We start from the raw sequence: 20,916 nt of genomic DNA, 5'->3' as shown, positions 1-20,916 counted from the left end.
GTCGGCTTTGGGTTTGTGGTGTGGCTGCCCCTCACCCCCAGCCCTCTCCCCCGAGGAGAGGGAGCCGATCTTTGGGCTTTTCAGAATTTGTGTTCGACTCGGGATTTCAGGTCGGCATGGCTCTGGCATCCACCTCGGTCAGTTCCCTCTCCCTCCGGGAGAGGGCTAGGGTGAGGGGCTTTTGATTTCAAGACTGGTCTCAAGCCGACCCGGCAATCAGGGCGGCACTGCTCCTGTTGTCCAATACAGACCATTCACGCACCCCACGGACCATTCGCGCGGGCATTTGCTTGCTGATCGAAACTGTCATATTCCGGCCCACTCGCGTCCCCATAGTGACCAGCCCAACGCTTGTTCAATGAGGCTGCACTGTGTTCCAACGTCTTCTGTGTTCGCTGTCCGCTCTGAGCCTGTCCATCGCTGCCGCCCACGCTGCCGAGTCTGTTGTGCTCGATACGCCGCGCCTGCAAGGCATCGATAACTTTCGGGATGTCGCCGGTACCTCCACGGCTTACTCCACCGCCCACGATGGCACCATGCGCAGCGGCGTGTTTTACCGCTCCAATGCGCTGACGCCGTCAGCTGCGGATCTGGCGACGCTCAACGGGCTGGGTATCGGGGCGATTTATGATCTGCGCACACCCAGCGAAATCGCCGCCACGCCTGACACGATGATCGCGGGTGCCACCTGGCAGAACATCGACATCATTGGCAGCACCACATCCGGGGCAGATATCACCAACATCTCGTTCAACAGTGCCGCCGACGCCATTGCCATGATGGAGCAGACCAATCGTGCTTTCGTCAGCGATGCCGGCATGCGCAGTCAGTTCGGCCAGTTGTTCAATGCACTCGCCGGTGTCGATGCCGCGCAGCTGTTTCACTGCACCGCTGGCAAGGACCGCACCGGCTGGACCGCGGCTGTTTTGCAGAGCATCGCCGGGGTCGATGAGGCGACCATCATGGCCAACTATCTGGCGACCAACGATTACACCGCCGCCCGAGTCGCGGCGACGCTGAAAGCCTTGCCACCGAGCATGGCCGCGGTGTACGAGCCGTTACTGGGCGTGCAGGCCAGTTACTTGCAGGCCGGCCTCGACCAGGTCGCCGCCGAGTACGGCAGCATGGACAATTACCTCAAACAGGGTCTCGGTCTGTCGCAGGAAACCATTTACGTGCTGCGCGGCAAACTGGTCGAATACAACAGTTTGCCCGGGCAGGCCGGGCTGATCGGCAACGCGGCGGCCGGTGCCGAGTTGCTGCGGCAGTTGCAGAACACCGACTTGTCCGGCACCTACAGCGCCTACAACTACTATCTGCAATCAGCGATCGATGCCGGGACTCTCGGTGGGGTTGAAAGCCAGGTCGGCGGTCAGGTGCACGCCGACGCGGCGAGCTATCTGCTGCGCCAGAACGCAATGATTGAGCAAGCTGCCGCCCCCTTCGCCAGCGGCAGTGACCTCAAGGTCGGGCAGTACCGCCTCTGGAGCACCGCGCTCGCCGGTTACCTCGGCACCGATAGCTCGGCTCACGCTGCCAGCAGTAACGAACACAGCCAAGGCCTGATGGTCGGCCTCACTCAACGCTTCAGCGAGCAATTCCAGTGCGCGCGGCGGGTTCGGCTACAGCGATGGCAGCGTCGGCGGGGCAGGCGGTGAAGCGGACACGGACTTCACCTTCCTCAATGTCGGCGCGCGCTACGGTTTCAGCAGCCTGGAACGCGGCCTGTTCGTTGACGCCAACGCCAGCGCCGGTTACGTCGATTACACCAGCAAACGCGAACTCGGCGGTGGCCTCGGCACGGCGAAAGGCGACACTCACGGGAACCTCACCGGGGCTACCTTGGCGCTGGGTTATCGCGCCCCGGTTGACGGCATGATCTTCGAGCCGAGCCTCGGCTTGCGCATCAGTCACCTCGACCTCAACAGCTTTAAAGAGAAGGGCAGCGAACTGGCGCTGGACGTCGACGACAACAGCGCCACCCGCCGCAGCGCGATCGCCAATCTCAACGTCGCGTTCGCTCCGCTGGCCATGGGCGCCTGGCAACTGGTGCCGGGCGTGCAGGTTGGCTACGAACGCACCTTGGGTGACAACCGGGTTGACAGCCAAGGCCACTTGCTCGGCCTCGACGTTGAACAGCGCGCGGCTTTCGACAATCGCGATCAGTTCAGCGGCGGCGTCAACCTGATGGCTAATCTCGGCGCGCTGAGCCTGGGCGCTGAAGTCGGCGCGAGCGGTGGCGGTGACAGCCACGGCTTCAACGGCGGGCTCAAGGCCAGTTACGCGTTCTGAACGAACAACCGGCCGCCAGTGCTGCTGGCGGTCGGTTGTTCAAAGCGCTCAGGCGTGTTGCGTACGCGAGACCTGCTGCGCTCTCGGCGGCAATGCTGCCGCTTCGGGCAATGACGCGATGTGCACCGTCCGCGACGGGAAGGCAAACGCCGCATCCACCTCGGCCACCGCCTCCATGATCTGCAAATTGATCCGCTGCTGCACATCCATGTACACGTTGTAACTGGCATCAAGAACGATATACACCGTCTCGAACTCCAGTGCGCTTTCGCCAAAACTGCGGAAGTGGCAGCGATCGAAGCGCGCCTGTTTTTCATTCTTGATGATGCTTTCGACGCGGCGGGTGATCGCTTTGATCTGCTCGGTCGAGCATTCATAGGTCAGGCGAAACTCGAAAACGATCCGCCGCTCCTGCAGCCGTTTGTAGTTCTGAATGGTGCTGCCGATCATGTCGGCGTTGGCCATGACGATCTGCTCACCGCCGAGGCTGCGAATGCGCGTGGTCTTCAGGCCCACGTGTTCGACGGTACCGGCCAGCGTGCCGACGACGATGAAGTCGCCCACTTCAAACGGCTTGTCGACGGCAATCGACAGCGAGGCGAACACATCGCCAAGAATGTTCTGCACCGCCAGCGCCACAGCGATACCGCCGACGCCCAGGCTGGCGACGAACGCGGTGATGTTGACGCCGAGATTCGACAGCATGGCCAGCAGAATCACCGCCCACAACAACACCTTGACGCCCCACAGGCTCAGTGTCGCTAGAGCACTGCCCTGAAACGTGCCGGTGGTGCTGTGACGTGAAAAATAACGATGCAGCGCCAGTGCCAATGCGCGATTGACCCACAGACCGACCTGCAGCGCCGCCACGACAAACCACAGGCTGCTGACCCGATTGAGCCAGCGCTCGGGCAGATCGAGCAAACCGATCCCGATGAGAATCGACGCCAGCAGCAACAGCGTCGTGCTGGTCGCCGACAGCACTTCGCTGGCCATGTAACTCAAATGTCTGTTACCGGCGGCGGCTCGCGCCTGCACCTTGCGGAACACGAAGCGGATCGCCGTACGCGCCAGAAAATAGCTCAGCAACGTTGCGCAGAACGCCAGAATCCAGTTCCCCAGCGAAATGCCTAAAATAGCGTGATCAGTGAAAAATCCAGTGAAATCCTCAGTCATCGAAACCCCCTATCGAAACCTGCGCCGCCGCATCCGCAGCAGCCACCGCAGCCAGGTAGACGCCACGCGATCCGGTGCTGCAATCGGGTGGCCTGTCAGGGTTAGTCGTTATGAGGGTGTAGCTGTTCCATCAAATCACGCTGGGGGCGGATGACGTGCATGGGGAGGCTCGGTAATACGCAAGTTTCAGAGCCTGGATTTCAACTGCGCCGGGCTCACCCCGAACGCACTCTGGAAATACTGGCAAAACCGCCCGACATTGCTGAAACCAAAGCGCAGCGCCACTTGCGTGACCGACGCCGAATGCTGCTGCGCCAAGGCTTCATAAGCGCGCTGCAAACGCACCTGGCGCTGATACGCCACGATCGACATCCCGACAAAGCGACGAAAGCCTTCCTGCAAGGCGCGCTGGCTGACATGGCTCATTCGCGCCAGATCCACGCCGCTGACTGGTTGCTCCGGATACGTTTGAATAAACTCCACTGCCAATCTCACGTGCCTGGGCGCCACCAGCGGCGCCGGTCGCCGCAACGCCTCGGAGAAGTTATGCGGCCACGCCTCCAGCACCGCATCGATCAACATCTCGCGCAGGCGCGAGGGCATCAAGGTTCCGCTGTTGAGCAAGGTGTCGAATTCGCTTCCGGTCGCCAGATCAATCAGCGCCTTGAGGCCCTGAAAGGCTGGCGAATGCAAATCCACGCTGGGCTGAAACACGATCTTCTGCACGATCGGTTTATCCAGCAACGCCGATAAACGCTCGGTGAGCTGATGGCGATTGATCGACATGCCGTGATGCGCGTGATCGTCGCAGAAGCGCATCGAGCGGATGTCCGCCTTGTCGATCGCCAGCCCGGTATGGCAAGCGCCGATGGATTCGCTGGTGTGATTGAACAGGATCTTGCCGGCGGTGGGGATGACGAAGGTGATCTCGTCTTGTGGGTCAGGGAAGGTCACGCTGAAGTCGCCGCGATAATGCATGCGACGAAAGCTCACGCCTTCGTGCCGACCGTAGACGCCGCTGATGACGATGTTCGAGGGAATCGGCGGGGTGTCGGCGTAGCGGTTGCCGAAGAAGCGCGAGAAGAGGGCGCCGAAGTCATCGCAGTGGAGGTTTTCGGAGCGCAGGATGATGGGCTGGCGCAGTGTGGGCTCATTCCATTGCATTTGACGTTGCGGGCCTTTGGCGATTGAGACGTGCGGCAAGGCTATCAGGTCGCGGTGACTGCATTGTGACGAGCGTTGCGATCACGCCAGTTGCGCGGCACTGCAGTAGCGATCACGACCTTGCTGCTTCGCTGCATAGAGCATCTTGTCAGCGGCATTGATCAGCATGGCCGCGCTAACGTCCTGTTCGGCCGGCCTGGCCGCCGCGATGCCGGCGCTGGCAGTGACGTGGCCCAACGGGTGATTGGCGTGCTCTATTTTCAGTGCGCGAATGGTCTCGATGATGTGCCGGGCGACCCGTTGCGCGCCGTCGAGATCGGTATTGGGCAGCAGCACCGAAAACTCTTCCCCGCCATACCGGACGGCAAGATCCCCGGGGCGCTTCAGCGCTTGGGCAATCGCTTTCGCTACGTTTCCCAGGCACTCGTCACCGGCGGCATGCCCGTAGGTATCGTTGTAGCGTTTGAAGTAGTCGACGTCGATCATGATCAATGCCAGTGACGAGTTCTGCCGCTTGGCCAGCCGCATCTCGTCAGCCAGCGCAGTGTCCAGCCGACGCCGGTTGGCCAGGCCGGTGAGGCTGTCGGTCAAGGCCATATCGCGCATGGTCTGATGCGCAAGACGCAGCTCTTTTTCAATGGCCATGCGCTGGCGAAGCTGGTTAAGGACAACCAGACCGAACACGGTAAATGCGCAGATCACCGAGGACAGCACAAATCCGGTCTTGTACAGATCCCAGCGCCAGGGCGCGATGATCGATTCACGGGACAACCCGGTTTCGACAACCAAGGGGTAGGTGCTCAAGGCCCGATAACCATACAGGCGCTCGGTGCCGTCCACGACAGCTTTGACTTCTGCGATGCCGTCGCTGGAGACGGGCAGATAACGGGTGAAAATTTCACTGCTCGCCAGGCTCTGGCCGATAACGGATTTGATAAACGGGCGACGTACCAGAATTGTTCCATCGCGCAGTGCCAGAACCAATGCGCCTCGGTCATCGATTTTGAAATCACCGTAATAATCCACGAAATAACTGACTTTGATGGTCCCAAGAAGAACTCCTGCAAAGGAACCATCAGGGTTGTTCAAGCGACGCGAGATGGGAATGATGAGGTCGTCGGTGGATTTGCTTTTCACCACTTTGCCGATCCGCACATTGCGATCGGTGTGTGTGCGGTGATACTGAAAATAATCGCGGTCGGCGTTGTTCGCAGGCTCTGGAATGACTTCCTTGTCGGTGACAATCCATTGCCCGTCCGGGCCATAAATAAACAGACCGTGCAATTGCGGCATCAATCTGGCTTGCTGTACCAACAGTTTGTGGATGCGATTCACATCGATGTTTCGCAGCCCATCGCCTTCTACTCGCTCGCCCAGAGCCGCTGTGAGCACGTCCACTTGCCGAATGGCATCTTCTGCATGTTGCGCCGTGGCTCTGGCGAGGTTGGTGACGGAATTGCGCGCCGAATTGAACGCTGAGTGATAGTCACGCCAGGTCCGCCAGCCTTCCACGCCGAGAAACGCCAGAATCACCGTCAACATGAACGCCACTGTCAGACGGAACGCCGCGACAGCGCTGACGGCCTTGATCGGGGCACCGTCTGCGTTGTCTTGTATCTTCTCGTCAGGCCGGTTTCGGCCGGGCATGTGCGCATTCATAGGCTGCGAGGCTCATAGGTTCTTCCCGTGGCATTCGTCTGGTCGTCTCAACAAGCTGACCGCATGTGCTGGGTTGAGATTCAATTTAACGGCCGAAGCAGACATCGTTGAGTACATCTTGCGACATGTTCGAAGCGTGATGTTTTTTCGAACTTCACTTGCCTGGGCCTATCGGAACTGACAAGGCGAGGCTGAAATCCAGCTAATACCCGGCAGCCATGCCGGGGGCGAGTGTCATCATTGAGACCAGACCGGTGAGCAAAAACATCAGCGCAAGCGACTTGCACATCGACCTTCAAGGAGCCAACGAAGCGGGGCTGTTCAAATGGCTGGTTGCCAGTTTTCTGATGGGCAAAAGAATCCAGGGCGCAATTGCCGCGCAGGCGTACCAGATCATCGTCGTGGAGCATCGGAACGATACGCCGCAGAAACTCGCGCAGTGCAGCCACCGCCAGTTGGTCGGGCTACTCGGGCAAGCCCGTTATGTGCGTTACGACGAGAGCACTGCAGCGCGTTTGCTCGCATTGGCACACAAACTCAATAGCGAATACGCCGGCAAGGTCAGCAACATCGTGGCCGCGAGCACTGATCACAGGGCGTTTGAAAAACGCCTCTGCGAGTTCGATGGGATCGGACCAAAGACCGTTGAGATTTTCATGCGCGAAGCGGCGGCGGTGTTGTTCCTGCAATAGTGTTTTTTTGCGAAGCCGTTCACACGGATACCGGCTTGGCGAAATGGGGTGACTGTCCGAACGACTCGATCAGCAGTTCGGTGAGGGCCTGGATCTTGCGCGCCGGATGTGGCCCCGGGGGCGCACGACGACATAGGCGCCTGCCGGCGGCGGGGGTAGCGAGTCATGATCGGCACCAGTGCGCCTGACTTCACCTGTTCATAGGTAAGACAGTCCGGCAAATAGGCAACGCCCAATCCGGCCGTTGCAGCGGCAACCAACGCCGTGCCGTTGTCAGCCTTGAAGCGTCCTTGCGGACGAACCGTCACCACGTTGCCGCCGTCCATGAACTGCCAGGTTTCGGTGCCCTGCATCAACGCCTCATGAGCCAGCAGGTCGTGTGGACCTGCCGGTTCGCCATGGGCTTTGATGTAACCGGGGCTGGCGACGAGTTTGGTGAAGATCGGGCCGATGCCACGCGCAATCAGATTCGAGTCCGGTAGATAGCCTACGCGTATCGCACAGTCATACCCTTCACCGATCAGGTCAACGAAGCGATCGCTGTAGCAAGTCTGCATCTGCAGCAGTGGATGACGGCGCGCCATTTCTGCCAGCATCGGGGCGAAATGCGTCGGACCAAAAGACAGCGGCGCGGCAATCCGCAGTCGGCCGCGCAGCGGCCGGCAGGCAGCAGTGTTTCCTTCGCCATGTCCATTTCGGCGCAGGCCTTCGCGGCATGGTCGCGAAACGCAATACCCGCTTCGGTCAGCGCCGCACCGCGAGTCGTGCGCGCGAGCAGTTGAATGCCCAGATCCGCCTCAAGCCGCGCGAGCCGGCGGCTGACGATGGATTTGGACACGCCCAGCCGAGTCGCCGCCGATGAAATTCCGCCCGCATCAGCGACCGCTACAAAGGTCTGCAATTCTTCGATATCCAAAACCAGCGTTCCCCATTCTGCAACACAGCTAGTCTCGGGATGCTACTACTGCGTTGAGTCGAGCAACAGCACAATCCTGCTCTCTGGCAACAGGCCCAACCGGGTCTGTCGCCGGGAAATGCAGTCTCCCTCAATGCAGTGCAGGCTACGAAGCATTCGCCGCTTGTTCGAGCGAGCTATCGGGTCCGCGCTGGCGTACATCACAACTAAAAGCAGGAGCAGCAAATGGCAAGCGAGACAATCCGCAACCCTCTGACCGATCAACTGTTGTCGCCAGTGAATTCGGCGCTGATCGTTATTGATTACCAGCCGATTCAGGTGTCCTCGATCCGCTCGATGCCGCGCGACGAGCTGGTGTTCAACATCACCAGTGTGGCCAAAGCGGCCGTCAACTATAACCTCCCGATCATCCATTCAACGGTCAACGTCGCGACCGGTCGCAACAAACCTCCGATTCCGGAACTGCAAGCGGTACTCGGGCATTTGCCCACCTATGACCGTACCTCGATCAACAGCTGGGAAGACGCTGAGTTCAAGCAAGCCGTCAAGGCACTTGGCCGACCGAAGCTGATCATGACCGCGCTCTGGACCGAAGCCTGCCTGACTTTTCCGGTACTCGATGCGATTCAGGAGGGATATGAGGTCTACATACCGATTGATGCCGTAGGCGGTACGTCGGTTGTTGCTCACGAAGCGGCGTTACGGCGCATGGAACAGGCGGGTGCCCGGTTGATCAGCCGTGTGCAGTTGTACTGCGAGCTTCAGCGCGACTGGGCACGCGAGTCGACGGTCGCGGGGTTCATGGGGGTATTTGAAAATGCCGATGGCTACAATGCGGAAAAAGCGCTGTGAGACTGTAAACAGTAGCAATTCAGTCCGTTGACCAAGTGAGGCCTGTGTTTGCGGGCCTCACTTTTTAGCTCTGGGTGCGCGCCGCGGTTGTTCAGCCCAAGGAGGAAGAGCGGCAGGCCCGTTCTGGCCAGCCGTTCTGCTATTCAACGTTCCACTTTGGCGCTTGCCGCTTGCTTCAGGAAACCGCTGATCAGCGAAGTTACCTGCTGCTGAATCACCTCCCTTGGACGGGCGTTGTCGCCATCGCTGCAAATGATCCCGTCCCCGGTGCGTCATCCTCCAACAGTTCCACCGCCCCCGCTTTGCAGGTTGGCAGAAAGCTGAAATGACTGGCGTCACCGATCTCGACATATCGGCTGGTTGCCTCGGGCAAGCGTTTGGCGAGGTCGGCGGACTCCAGCTCGGCCGGCAGATCCTGCGAGGGTGCACCCGCTGCAATCACCAGCGCCGGCACGGGTAGAGCCGCGAGGCTCTGGTCGGTCATGCCGCGCGAAAGCCCAAGGTCCAAGGTCACGACAGCACTGACCCGAGGGTCGCGCAAATCGCTGGCCAATGCTGTTTTGAGTGGCGTAGTGCTTGCGGGGTTCATGGTCTGGTAAACCTTGCAACTGGACAGCTGCGGATGGGCTTTGCAATCGCCTGCGAACAGCTGTGGGTCAAAGCGTGCACCGGCGATTTCCAGCGCAGTCCAGCCACCGAGGGAATGCCCGACGACGGCGATCCGCCGCTTGGCGGTCGCACCGAATTTGTTCGGTTGTGTCATGACTGCATCAATCGCCCGGCTGACATCGACGGGTCGCTGCCACAACTGTTCTGCTGCTTGTGCGCGGCGATCATGGGTCGTGCTGCCAGGATGGTTGATGGCAGCAACGATGTACCCCTGATGAGCCAGCGCACTGGCCAACCAGATCTGATTGCTCCAGTTGCCGCGATAGCCGTGAGACAACACCACCAAGGGATGTTCCCCTGTAGCAGGAGGCGCGTTGCGAACGGCGCTGGCGCCGGCAAACACGACATCGTCGGCAATCAGCTCTGGCGCGTCGGTTGTCGGGCTCGGGTACCACACGACCAACTCCAGTGGGCGCTGATGGTGCGGGTCGGGCAAGGTGGTGGTCTGGAAGCCGATCTGCTCGACGTCAGCCAAAGCACTGGTTGAAACGCCAATCATAAGCAGGAGGCGCAGAGCTGTTTTCAATGTTGTTATCTTCCTTGATGGGTAGGGCGAAGCGGATCTCGTTGTCTGTGCGTTTCACAATCCCCCGAAACCGCTAAACCAGGGAAACACAATGCCAGCCTTGTGTCCCTGGTATTTTGACGGGTCTCTCAGCTGCCTGCGGCAACGCCATCCGCTGATCATCGCAGGGACGATCAGCAAGGCAAACATCCACGGCAGCACTGGGGATGACCCGACAAACACGGCCGTCAGCATGCCAGCGAGCGCCAGGCAAATAATTGCCCCGTTATAGCCGAGATGCCGACGCTTGATCGAAGCAAAGCTGACCCAATCATAAATCAGCCAGTCGTGGGAGAAACTTCCACACTCGGGGCACTTGTGGGTGGGAGGAATACTGTTCGCAATATAGCCACATTCGGGACATCGAGATTTCATCGGACGATCCATCATCGGAGGCGGGTGAAATCAAAGTCAGCTTGGCGAGAATGACTCTGAGCAACCCGCAGTACTTGCTTCCAAGGGCAATCGGTCAGAGCAAACTCCACGAAACCCCGACATACACCCCCATTCCTTCACCCGGCGTCGACCGTGCTGCATCCAGCCCCTTGTCGTCGTACCCCGGCGTGACCGTGGCCGCGTAGTGCTTGTTGGTCAGGTTGCGCATATCGACCCAGCCCTGCCAGCCACCCTTCGGTGCGTTGTAGCCCAGCGTTGCACCGAACAGCGCGTAGGGGTCAGCGTAGTAGCTGTTGGCGTAATCCACGGCTGCTTTCGAAACCAGTTGGGTGTTCACCGCGGAAAAGAACCCTTGCGGCCAGTCATAACGCAACTCGCCCTGGTAATAGTGCATCGGCAAGCCCGGCAGACGGTTGTCACCAAAACGCGGGTCATCACGATAGTGGAAATCGCTGAAGGTGTAGGCCTGACGCAGGCTCAACTGACGGCCATCCGCCGCCATCCACAGTTTGCTGTTGAGGCTGGCTTCGATCCCCTGGTGCACGGTCGGGCTGGCGTTGAGTTCGTATGGGGTGACCGCCGTGGCATCGGGCAGTACCGAAAGCAGCTCATGGCGCACCTGCGCGTAATACCAGGCCAGGCTCCATTCGCCGAAGGCGCTGTCGCCCCGGCCACCGAGTTCGAGGGTGGTGGCGGTCTGGTTTTGCAGGGTGGTCGGGTCTTTTTGCGTGCCGGTGGCCGCGCCACTGCCGGCCGGGAAACGCACGTTGGAGCTGTAGATCAGCGACCATGGGTGCGGCGCCTCGACCGAGCGGCTGAGGTTACCGAACACTTGTACATCCGGGGCGATCTGGTAGCGCAGGCCGACTCGCGGTGCATAGTCCCAGTCGTTGAGGCTGGTTTTGCCGCCGCTGTCCGGATAGGTCACCGCGCTTTCGCGGCGGGTGTAAATGGCGGCAAGGCCGGTGGTCAGCCACAGGTCATCGGCGATTTCCAGGTCATTGCCAACATGCAGGACGGTGTCCGAACCCTGATAAGTGAAGTTGCGCATGCGCGTGCCCGGCGCGTAGCTGACCGTGTTGCCACTGGGCACCCGCACGAATTCGCTCGCGCCATCATTGGGCAGGTGCTTGGTCACGCGCAGGCCGACGTTGCTGCGGCTTTCCATGCCGAACAGGGTGTCGCGGCGCTTGTAGTCGAAGGTGCCGCTGACGTCGGTGTAGGCGACTTTCAAGCGGTTCGGGCCTTCGCGCAGATCCATCGGATAGTCGTGATAGACGAGGCCGGTCTGGATGCTCGAATCGTCGTCGATGTAGAAGGTGGTCTTGTTGCCGATGAAGGTGCTGCCCGGTTGCTTGCGGCTGTCGTCCCGCGCCACGTAGGACGGGTTGGCGGCCCGTGGATGATGCTCGATGGAATGCTTGGTGACGCGGCCGGCGAGGTCGTTGTCGGTTTCGCGGTAGCGGATATAGAAGCGGGTTTCCAGGTTCGGGTTGAAGCGATAGCCGAAGTTGGCAATCACGCCTTTGCTTTCGCTGGCGGTGTGATCTTGATAGCCGTCGGCGTTGGCATCGGTCAGCGACACGTAGTAATCGAAGTCGCCGAGCACTTGCCCGGAACTGACCTGGCGCTGCTGATAGCCGTGGCTGCCGGTCGCATAACGCACTTGCAGCTTCGGCGCGGTGTAGCCGGTGTGGCTGACGTAATCGATGGCCCCACCCAGCGCCAGCGCGCCGCGATCGAAACCATTGGCGCCGCGCAGCACTTCGACGTGATCGACCCACAACGGCTCGAGCAATTCATACGGCGTGCCGCCGGGGCCGGTCAACGGCAAGCCATCGAGCATCGTGTACAACCCCGAGGCATGCGCCCCCGGCGCGCGGTTGATGCCCGAACCGCGTACCGAAATCTTCACCCCTTCATTGCCTGCCGACTGCGCATAGACGCCCGGTTGATAGGCCAGCACATCCTGATTGCTCGCCACGCGGCCCTGCAATGGCTGGCGCATGTCGACGACATTGGTGCCACCGGGCACCTGTTCCAGACGGGCCCTGGCTTCTTCGACGCTAGCGTCTGCGCCGCTGCGCTCATCCGCCGAAATCAGCACTTGCCCCAGTTCCAGACCTTGGGTCTCGGCCAGCGCCGGGCAGGCAAGGGCCAGGCCGAGCAGGGCGGCGGGCAGGGATTTGGGCGACGGCATCGAAAAACTCCAGCGAACAGGGATGAACAGTGCGACGCAGGAAACAAGCGGGGAAACACATGACAACCGAGCTTTCCCCGGCCAGCAGCAACCACTGGACGGGGAATAACTTCGCGGATCGACGCTGCAGGGTCAATAAACAAATCCCACCGCGCTGTTGACGATTTTCACACAGACCGTCCATCCGTCGTCTGCCCTGAACCTGGGCAGGGCGAAATCTTTCTACCGGATGAGTCTTTCAGGAGATACCCCCATGTTCGATCAGCAAAAAGAGGCATCACTGGCGGCTTGGCGCGAACTGGCGGCGCAAACACAGGACGATCCTGACCCGGAGCAGCGCTACGACGAACTGCTCAGGGCCGCCGATGCGATGGAGGAACAAGGCCTGATCACCGCTGCGGAATGGCGGCAACTGGTGCGCGACGCCGGCAATCTGTTCACCCATAACGAAGAACAAACCCACGGTTGAATGGCCAGCGGAGGAACATCCCCATGCTCAGTTATCTGTTTATTGGCGCCAATGACGTGGAACGTTCGGCGGCCTTTTATCACGCGATCCTCACGCCGCTGGGGTATCAGCATGATCGCGAAGAACACGATTGTTTCTATCTGCCCGGCGCGGCCGACAAGTCCAATGGACCCGGCAGCGTGCATATCGCCAAACCGTTCAACGGCGAGCCGGCGACCGCGGGTAACGGCATGATGCCGGCGTTTCGCGCCGAATCCCGGCAGCAGGTCGACCAGATTTACAAGGCCGGACTCGACAACGGCGGCAGCGACGAAGGCGCGCCGGGCACCCGTGAGGCCTACACGCCGGACTTCTATGTGGCGTACCTGCGCGATCCCGAGGGCAACAAGCTTGCGCTGTTTTTCAGCGGCTGATTGCCTGCATGGAGCCCGTTGATTCTGCCCTGATGGCGGCTCGCGCCCAATTTGCAATCACCATCAGCTTTCACATCGTGCTGGCGGCGTTCAGCATCGGTCTGGCCAACTTCCTGATGGTGCTGGAAGCGTTGTGGTTGAAAACCGGGCGCGCGGTTTATCTGGATGTTTATCGTTATTGGTTGAAAGTGTTCGCCCTCAACGTCGCGGTGGGCACCGCGTCGGGGTTGATTCTGGAATACCAGTTCGGGCTGAACTGGTCGCGGCTGGCGGTGCAGGCGGGCGATGTGATCGGGCCACTGATGTTCTATGAAGTGCTGGCGGCGTTTTTCATCGAAGCGGGTTTCCTCGGCATCATGCTGTTTGGCCTGAAAAAAGTCGGGCCGAAACTGCATTTTTTTGCCACCTGTGCAGTGGCGCTGGGTTCACTGATCAGTGCGTTCTGGATTCTCTCTGCCAATTCCTGGATGCAAACGCCGGCGGGCTATTCGATTGCCCCGGATGGCCGATTCATCGCCGAGGACTGGTGGGCGATCATATTCAACCCGTCGTTTGCGTATCGTCTGGCGCATATGATCCTCGCCGTGTTCATCGGCAGCGCCACGTTCATTGCCGGTGTCAGCGCCTGGCAACTGCGCAAGGCCGCGCACAATCCCCGTGCCCGCGTGCAGTTTTCCATGGCGCTGTGGCTGATTGTGATGTTGATGCCGCTGCAGATCGTGGTCGGCGATCTGCATGGCCGGCACAGTTTGCAGGTCCAGCCGCAGAAGGTCGCCGCGATCGAGGGTTCCTGGACCCGACCACCCGCAGGCGCCGGCGAACCGTTACGCCTGCTGGCCTGGCCGGACATGCGCGAGCGGCGCAATCTGTGGGAGGTATCGATTCCGCGCGTTGGCTCACTCTATTTGCACCATGATCTACACAGCACTATCGCCGCGCTGGATGAATTCCCGCCGCAAGACATCCCGCCCGTGGCGCCGGTGTTCTTTGCCTTTCGCCTGATGGTCGGGCTGGGCCTGTTGATGCTGGCGCAGGGCGTGATAAGCCTGATCCTGCGCCGGCGTCGACGTTTGTACTGCACGCGCTGGTTTTTGAGCGGCTGCGTGTGGCTGGCCCCGGCCGGATTTCTGGCGATGCTCAGCGGCTGGATCGTTACCGAGGTCGGCCGGCAACCGTTTACGGTGTACGGCTTGATGCGCACGGCGGAGAGTCTTTCGTCGGTATCGCGTGCGCAAGTGATCGGTTCGACCTGGTTGATCCTGCTGTTCTATCTATTGATTTTCGCGATTGGCCTGTGGGTGTTGCTGCGCTTGCTGCGTGAGCCGCCGCAAGCCGATGAGCCGGGGCCGCAACCGACCCTGGCCGACGAAACCGGGCATTCCTGAGGACGCCGCTGCATGGACACTGACTGGCTGACCCTGCTCAGCGCCGCCGCGCTGGCGTTCTCGGTGATGAACTACGTGATTCTTGACGGCACCGATCTGGGTGTCGGCATGCTTATGGGCGTGACGGCTTGCAGCCGCGAGCGCCGGGCCATGGCGGTGACGATCCTGCCGGTGTGGGACGCCAACGAGACCTGGCTGGTACTCGGTGGTGGCGGGTTGCTCGCGTTGTTTCCACTGGCTTACGCGATTTTGCTGCCAGCGCTGTACGTACCCTTCATTTTTATGTTTCTGGCGTTGATCGCGCGGGCGGTGGCGCTGGAATTTCGTGACCATGTGTCCAATGCGAGACGCAAAAGGGCGATCGACGGGGTGTTGATGGTCGCGTCGTTGCTGACCGGTTTCCTGCAAGGCGTAGTCCTCGGTACGCTGGTGCAGGGTGTCGCGCATCACAACGGCCAGTACAGCGGCGATGGCCGGGAATGGCTCAGTGCGTTTGCGCTGTTCTGCGGTGTGGTGCTGGTGCTCGGCTATCTGTGGCTCGGCGCCTGCTGGCTTTATTGGCGGACGATGGATCAATTGCAACAGCGCTCGGCGCGCCAGGCGCGGGTACTGGCCTTGATCGTGGTGCTGTCGCTGCTGACGCTGGTTGCGTGGACGGCCACGTTGTATCCGCAATACGCGCAACGCTTGCTGGATATTCGGCTGTGGTTGCCAGCGGGGTTGCTCCTCGGCATTACATTGCTAGTCTTTACCCGGGGTTTTCGCAGCCGCCGGGATTTCCTGCCGTTGTTCGCCGCGCTGGGTGTCTTCGTGCTGGCCTTCGCCGTGATGCTGGTCGCGCTGTTTCCCTACATCATCCCGCCGGACCTGACCTTGAGCGCCGCAGCGTCCGGCCCGAACAGCCAGATATTCATGCTGATCGGTTTTGCCGTGCTGATACCGCTGACGCTGGCTTATAACACCTTCGGCTTCAAGGTTTTCAGCGGCAAGGTGCGGGTAGCCGGGCAGGGCTGAACTCAGGTCACCCGGCCCTTTCTGTTGGTCGTGCTGCTCACTGGCGAGAGGCGCGAGGCCTGCAACAACTCGGCAAACGCGATTTTATCGATCGGTCGACTCATGAAATAGCCTTGGACCTCGTTGCATTGGTCGACGCCGAGAATATCCAGCTGTTCCTCGGTCTCGACGCCTTCGGCAGTCACCGTCAGGCCCATGGCCTTGCCCAGGCCGATGATTGCCTGCACCACGGCGCGATCATTGGTGCCGCTGCTGATCGAGGCGATGAAGCGTTTGTCGATCTTGATGCCATCAAAGGGATAGGCGCGCAGGTAACCGAGCGAAGAGTAACCCGTGCCGAAGTCGTCCATGTTCAGGCGCACGCCAAGTTCTTTCAGCGCGTTCATGGTGGTCAAGGCGCCGTCAGTGTCGTTGAGCATGACGTTCTCGGTAATTTCCAGTTCAAGGCGACTGGCCGGAAAGCGCGTGGCAACCAGCACTTCGCGCACATCCTCGACCACGTCGCTGACGGCGAATTGCGCCGGCGACAGATTCACCGACAACAGCACATCCTCCGGCCATGCCAGCGCGGTCTCGCAGGCTTCGCGCAACACCCAGCGCCCGAGGGGCACGATGAGATCGGTCTGCTCGGCCAGCGGGATGAACACGTCCGGGCCGAGCAAACCCTTGGTCGGATGCTGCCAGCGCACCAGCGCTTCCACCGAGACGATCTGCTTGCCATCGACCTTGTAGCGCGGCTGGTAATGCAGGATGAATTCGTTGTGCTTGAGCGCGTGGCGCATGTCGTCTTCCATCTGCCGACGCGTCTGAATCTGATCGCTCATGTGTGCTTCGAAGTAGCACCAGGTGTTCTTGCCGTCGGATTTGGCCTGATACAGCGCGATGTCGGCATAACGAATCAGATCACTCGGTACATAGCCGTGCCTCCGACTGAGAGCGATACCGACACTGGCGCCGATGTGCAGCGGATGTTCTTCGAACAGGACTGGCTGATGCAGGCTGCCGATCAGCCGTGTACAGAATTTGTCGATCTCGTGATGCGTGTCCATGCCGTTAAGCACGACGATGAACTCATCGCCCCCCAGGCGCGCGACGAGGTCATCTTCGCGCGTGCATTCACGCAGGCGCACGGCGACTTCCTGCAACACCGCATCGCCGGCCGGATGGCCGAGTGAGTCGTTGATAGGCTTGAAATTATCGAGGTCGATCATCAGCAGCGACAGCGGCGGCGCGTGTTCCTTGAGCAACAGGGCTTCATCCAGATAACGCGCGAGTTTGTTGCGGTTGGGCAGGCCGGTCAGGGCATCGTGCATCGACAAGTGCTGGATCTGCGCGTGGGCCGCCACTTCGTCGGTGATGTCGCTGGCGGTGCCGCGATAGCCGACGACATTTTGCTGATGGAAGATTGGCCGTGCGGACAGCCGACAGTGGCGCGGTTGTCCGGAGTGATCGCGATAGGTGCAGCGCAAATCGCTGCTGCTGGTTTCTTCGCTGAGCTTGCGCAGCCACAACTCCAGTGGTGTCGTGTCACAGGTCAGCAATTCGCCGATGTGCTGGCCCAGCCACAAGGTCTGCGGATAACCGGTGACCTCGCTGAAGCGTGCCGACAGGTAAGTCAGCAACAAATCGCGGTCGACTTCCCAGATCCAGTCCGAGGCCGCCTCGGCCACCGCGCGAAAGCGTTCTTCACTGGCTTCGAGGGCATGGTTGGCGCTCTCCAGCGCAAGGTTTGAGGCCTGCATCGCTTCAATGCTGTTATCGACGTACTGCGATGAGCGCAAGGCGTGGCGGAAAAAATACGCAGTCAACAGCATCAGCACCACCAGCGTCGCGCCAAGTGGCGGGACCAACGACCACAGCAACTGCTGGCCAGGACGTTCGAGGTCGGCAACCAGGCTGTAACCGGTGCTGTCGAGCGGCACTCTTGGCTGAGTGCTTTCGATGCTGTCGTCCGGGGCCAGTGTCAGGTTGGTCAGGCCGTAACCGCTGCCGATCTTGCGCAGCTTGGTCGGGGTCAGTTTGTCGACGAACACAAGGACCGAGTTGTTTCGCAGTTCGTCGAGCGGGCGTTCATCGTTGGGTATGATCGGGGCGGCCGTGATCAATGCAGGCCAGCCTTCGAACAGGGAATAGGTGGCGACCGGTTTGGTCAGATCGGGTTGGCTCAGCGCCTTTTCCAACAGCACGGCGGCCGGCACCTGCAACACCTCGGCAAGGTCTGTCTCGACCATTTGCCCGCGAATCACCGAGTATTTGGTGCGATTGCGATCGATCACGAAGACGCCGTCATAGCCGTCACTGGTGAACATGGTTTTGCCCATGTTCTGTTCGGCATAGGCCCACTCGGTGTCCACTGGCCCGCTCAAATGTTCATACGCCGTGGTCCAGTAGGCGTAGCTGGTGATGTAGTTCTTGGTGGCGGTAATACGGTTTTCCAGCGCTCGCGCCGAGTAGAACCGGTTCTGTTCGACGTCTTTCTCATCGAGCTGGCTGGCGATGCCGAGCAGGGCACTGATGGCGGCGATGACCCCGACAACAAACAATGCGCCGACCGCAATGGCCAAGCGGCGGGTGACCGCACGTTGCGGAATCGGCAGAGGTTGCGCAGAAGCAGAAACGGCCATGTGCTCGTCCTTGATCCGGTGTCTTCTGAATCTAGAACAACGGCGCGGGCACATTGTTCAGATTGTTGTCATGGATGACGACGCGTTGCCTGGAAGTGTAGCGAATTTGCCAAAATCGCCAGTGTCGCCGGCCGGCGGCGAATCCCGAAAGCACAAGACATCGCGCGCAAAAGCCGGATAATGGCGGCCATTCGTTTAGCCGTATTCTGGTAATCCCGCATGGAAATCAAGGTCAACTTTCTCGACAACCTTCGACTTGAAGCCAAGTTCGACGACTTCACGGTGATCGCCGATCAGCCCATCCGCTACAAGGGTGATGGCTCGGCACCGGGGCCGTTCGATTACTTTCTGGCCTCGTCGGCGTTGTGTGCGGCTTACTTCGTAAAGTTGTACTGCGACACGCGCAATATCCCCACGGAAAACATTCGCCTGTCGCAGAACAACATCGTCGACCCGGAAAACCGCTACAACCAGATCTTCAAGATCCAGGTCGAATTGCCGGCGGACATTTCCGACAAGGACCGCCAGGGCATCCTGCGTTCGATCGACCGTTGCACCGTAAAGAAGGTCGTGCAAACCGGCCCGGAATTCATCATCGAAGAAGTCGACAACCTCGACGCCGATGCTCAGGCCTTGCTGATGCCGCATGCGGGTTCTGAGGCGGGCACCTACATCGCCGGCAAAGACCTGCCGCTGGAGCAGACCATTGCCAACATGTCGGGCATCCTCGCCGATCTGGGCATGAAGATCGAAATCGCCTCGTGGCGCAATATCGTCCCCAATGTCTGGTCGCTGCACATCCGCGATGCGCATTCGCCGATGTGTTTCACCAACGGCAAGGGTGCCACGAAGGAGGGCGCGCTGGCCTCGGCGCTGGGCGAGTTCATCGAACGGCTGAACTGCAACTTCTTCTACAACGATCAGTTCTGGGGCGAAGAGATCGCCAACGCCGAGTTCGTGCATTACCCGGACGAAAAATGGTTCAAACCGGGCGCAAAAGACGAGTTGCCGAGCGAGATCCTCGACGACTACACCTTGAAGATCTACAACCGCGACGGCGAACTGCGCGGCTCGCACCTGTTCGATACCAACTCCGGCAACACCCAGCGTGGCATCTGTTCGCTGCCGTTCGTGCGTCAGTCCGATAACGAAGTGGTGTACTTCCCGTCGAACCTGATCGAAAACCTTTACCTGAGCAACGGCATGAGCGCCGGCAATACGCTGGCCGAAGCCCAGGTGCAGTGCCTGTCGGAGATTTTCGAGCGGGCGGTGAAGCGCGAAATCCTCGAAGGTGAAATGGCCCTGCCGGACGTGCCGCAACAAGTGCTGGAAAAATACCCGAGCATCCTCGCCGGTATCAAAGGTCTGGAAGAACAGGGCTTTCCGGTGCTGGTCAAGGATGCCTCGCTGGGCGGCGAATTTCCGGTGATGTGCGTGACCCTGATGAACCCGCGCACCGGTGGTGTGTTCGCCTCGTTTGGCGCGCACCCGAGCCTGGAAGTGGCGCTGGAACGCAGCCTGACCGAATTGCTTCAGGGCCGTAGTTTCGAGGGCTTGAACGACCTGCCGCAGCCAACGTTCTCCGGTCAGGCGGTCACCGAGCCGAACAATTTTGTCGAGCACTTCATCGATTCCAGCGGTGTGGTGTCGTGGCGGTTCTTCAGTGCCAGACCCGACTTCGAGTTCGTCGAGTGGGACTTCTCCGGCCAGGGTGAAAACTCCAACGCCGAAGAAGCCGCGACGCTGTTCGGCATCCTTGAAGACATGGGCAAGGAAGTCTACATGGCAGTCTACGAGCACATCGGCGCCAAGGCCTGCCGCATACTCGTGCCGGACTATTCGGAGATCTACCCGATCGAAGACCTGATCTGGGACAATACCAACAAAGCCCTGCAATTTCGCGCCGACATTCTCAACCTGCACAACCTGAGCAAAGTCGGCCTGCGCAACCTCGCCCAAGGTCTGGAAAACAGCGAACAGGACGACTACACCGACATCACCACGCTGATCGGCATCGAGTTCGACGACAACACGCCGTGGGGCAAACTGACGATTCTCGAACTGCGCCTGCTGATCTACCTCGCCCTGCAGAAGTACGAACAAGCCAAGGACCTGGTCGAAGCCTTTCTGCAATATAACGACAACACCGTTGAACGCGGCTTGTTCTACCAAGCGGTCAACGTCGTGCTGGAGATGGAGCTGGACGAAGATCTGCAGCTTGAAGACTATGAAGCCAACTTCCGCCGCATGTTCGGTGATGAGCGCATGGACGCAGCCATTGGCTCGGTCAACGGCAGTGTGCGTTTCTACGGTTTGACGCCGACCAGTATGAAACTGGAAGGGCTGGACCGGCATTTGCGTTTGATCGAGAGCTATAAAAAACTGCATTCGGCACGGGCGTCGTTCTCGCGCTGAATACTTGATGAAAAG

The 20,916-nt window shown here is 60.1% G+C and carries 13 protein-coding genes and 3 pseudogenes; 8 read left to right on the top strand and 8 right to left on the bottom strand.

Going from position 1 to position 20,916, the window contains the following annotated elements; translation table 11 throughout:
* Positions 1 to 371 precede the first annotated feature (371 nt).
* Positions 372 to 2,292: pseudogene (locus tag M0746_RS13105) on the top strand (tyrosine-protein phosphatase).
* 48 nt (positions 2,293 to 2,340) lie between these two features.
* Here the strand turns inward: M0746_RS13105 and M0746_RS13100 are convergent.
* The 3 genes from M0746_RS13100 to M0746_RS13090 all read right to left on the bottom strand — a co-directional run bounded on the left by M0746_RS13100 (position 2,341) and on the right by M0746_RS13090 (position 6,279).
* Positions 2,341 to 3,468 (bottom strand): mechanosensitive ion channel family protein, encoded by a 1,128-nt coding sequence (locus tag M0746_RS13100; RefSeq protein WP_258449474.1) that lies wholly within the window; start codon positions 3,466 to 3,468, stop codon positions 2,341 to 2,343.
* A 186-nt stretch (positions 3,469 to 3,654) separates the two neighbouring features.
* The gene (locus tag M0746_RS13095) at positions 3,655 to 4,632 is read right to left on the bottom strand and encodes an AraC family transcriptional regulator (protein WP_258449473.1); all 978 of its coding nucleotides are present in this window, start codon (positions 4,630 to 4,632) and stop codon (positions 3,655 to 3,657) included.
* Between the two features lie 81 nt (positions 4,633 to 4,713).
* On the bottom strand, positions 4,714 to 6,279 hold the full coding sequence (locus M0746_RS13090) for a sensor domain-containing diguanylate cyclase (RefSeq protein ID WP_258449472.1): 1,566 nt from the start codon (positions 6,277 to 6,279) through the stop codon (positions 4,714 to 4,716).
* Between the two features lie 266 nt (positions 6,280 to 6,545).
* Between M0746_RS13090 and M0746_RS13085 the strand changes: the two genes are divergently transcribed.
* Positions 6,546 to 6,983 carry a DNA methylase gene (locus M0746_RS13085; protein WP_258449471.1) on the top strand — a complete coding sequence of 146 codons (438 nt, stop codon included), beginning with the start codon at positions 6,546 to 6,548 and terminating at the stop codon, positions 6,981 to 6,983.
* Positions 6,984 to 7,002: 19 nt separating this feature from the next.
* On the opposite strand, the pseudogene M0746_RS29455 reads toward M0746_RS13085, so the two are convergent.
* A pseudogene (locus tag M0746_RS29455) lies at positions 7,003 to 7,899 on the bottom strand (LysR family transcriptional regulator).
* Positions 7,900 to 8,124: 225 nt separating this feature from the next.
* Here M0746_RS29455 and M0746_RS13070 point away from each other — a divergent pair.
* A complete protein-coding gene (locus M0746_RS13070; protein WP_258449469.1) occupies positions 8,125 to 8,751 on the top strand; it encodes a hydrolase in 627 nt (208 codons plus the stop codon).
* 143 nt (positions 8,752 to 8,894) lie between these two features.
* Here the strand turns inward: M0746_RS13070 and M0746_RS13065 are convergent.
* From M0746_RS13065 to M0746_RS13055, 3 genes and pseudogenes are all read right to left on the bottom strand, one after another.
* A pseudogene (locus tag M0746_RS13065) lies at positions 8,895 to 9,946 on the bottom strand (alpha/beta hydrolase family protein).
* Between the two features lie 54 nt (positions 9,947 to 10,000).
* Positions 10,001 to 10,360, bottom strand: coding sequence for a hypothetical protein (locus tag M0746_RS13060; RefSeq protein WP_258449468.1), 360 nt, complete (start codon positions 10,358 to 10,360; stop codon positions 10,001 to 10,003).
* 94 nt (positions 10,361 to 10,454) lie between these two features.
* Entirely contained in the window at positions 10,455 to 12,581 is a 2,127-nt protein-coding gene (locus M0746_RS13055; protein WP_258449467.1) for a TonB-dependent receptor family protein, read from the bottom strand.
* A 253-nt stretch (positions 12,582 to 12,834) separates the two neighbouring features.
* On the opposite strand from M0746_RS13055, the gene M0746_RS13050 reads away from it, so the two are divergent.
* The 4 genes from M0746_RS13050 to cydB are packed head-to-tail and all read left to right on the top strand — an operon-like array spanning position 12,835 to position 15,862.
* The gene (locus tag M0746_RS13050; protein ID WP_258449466.1) at positions 12,835 to 13,050 is read left to right on the top strand and encodes a hypothetical protein; all 216 of its coding nucleotides are present in this window, start codon (positions 12,835 to 12,837) and stop codon (positions 13,048 to 13,050) included.
* A 23-nt stretch (positions 13,051 to 13,073) separates the two neighbouring features.
* The gene (locus M0746_RS13045) at positions 13,074 to 13,463 is read left to right on the top strand and encodes a VOC family protein (protein ID WP_258449465.1); all 390 of its coding nucleotides are present in this window, start codon (positions 13,074 to 13,076) and stop codon (positions 13,461 to 13,463) included.
* A 32-nt stretch (positions 13,464 to 13,495) separates the two neighbouring features.
* Positions 13,496 to 14,848, top strand: a complete 1,353-nt coding sequence (locus M0746_RS13040) for a cytochrome ubiquinol oxidase subunit I (RefSeq protein WP_258449464.1) — start codon at positions 13,496 to 13,498, stop codon at positions 14,846 to 14,848.
* Between the two features lie 12 nt (positions 14,849 to 14,860).
* Positions 14,861 to 15,862, top strand: a complete 1,002-nt coding sequence (cydB, locus tag M0746_RS13035; RefSeq protein WP_258449463.1) for a cytochrome d ubiquinol oxidase subunit II — start codon at positions 14,861 to 14,863, stop codon at positions 15,860 to 15,862.
* Positions 15,863 to 15,864: 2 nt separating this feature from the next.
* Here cydB and M0746_RS13030 read toward each other — a convergent pair whose 3' ends face one another.
* Positions 15,865 to 18,486: a bifunctional diguanylate cyclase/phosphodiesterase gene (locus M0746_RS13030; RefSeq protein WP_258449462.1), complete on the bottom strand. Its 2,622-nt coding sequence runs from the start codon at positions 18,484 to 18,486 to the stop codon at positions 15,865 to 15,867.
* 219 nt (positions 18,487 to 18,705) lie between these two features.
* On the opposite strand from M0746_RS13030, the gene M0746_RS13025 reads away from it, so the two are divergent.
* On the top strand, positions 18,706 to 20,901 hold the full coding sequence (locus tag M0746_RS13025; RefSeq protein ID WP_208937668.1) for an OsmC domain/YcaO domain-containing protein: 2,196 nt from the start codon (positions 18,706 to 18,708) through the stop codon (positions 20,899 to 20,901).
* Positions 20,902 to 20,916: the final 15 nt, after the last annotated feature.

This window comes from Pseudomonas sp. S11P7 (assembly GCF_023195435.1).
Lineage (GTDB): Bacteria > Pseudomonadota > Gammaproteobacteria > Pseudomonadales > Pseudomonadaceae > Aquipseudomonas > Aquipseudomonas fluorescens_G.
The sequence above is the reverse complement of the archived record's forward strand: the minus strand, read 5'-3'. Positions and strand labels throughout refer to the sequence as shown.